The sequence below is a fragment of the Streptomyces fildesensis genome (genome assembly GCF_016107395.1).
Lineage (GTDB): Bacteria > Actinomycetota > Actinomycetes > Streptomycetales > Streptomycetaceae > Actinacidiphila > Actinacidiphila fildesensis.
On record NZ_JAAIKO010000244.1, the window covers coordinates 1 to 308 of the forward strand.

Sequence of the window (308 nt, forward strand, 5' to 3'; positions counted from 1 at the left end):
CTTGTGATTAAAACTGGATTTGCTCCAGCTGCAACAACCTTTACGCCTTCAGCAATGAGGCCTTGTGCAAGAACAACAGATGTAGTAGTCCCATCACCAGCCACGTCGTTTGTCTTCAATGCTGCCTGCCTGACTAATTTTGCGCCAATATTCTCAACTGCATCCTCCAACTCAACCTCTTTTACAACAGTCACACCATCGTTGACGATTTTTGGGGACCCATATTTGCTCTCGAGAACAACATTTCTACCTCTGGGACCCAATGTGACCCCAACTAAATCTGCAACTTTGTTAACACCAGTCTGAAG

At 45.5% G+C, this 308-nt stretch carries 1 protein-coding gene; it reads right to left on the bottom strand.

Going from position 1 to position 308, the window contains the following annotated elements; translation table 11 throughout:
- Positions 1-308: TCP-1/cpn60 chaperonin family protein (locus tag C6N31_RS47335; protein ID WP_498063732.1), on the bottom strand; the 308-nt coding region annotated here is incomplete at both ends.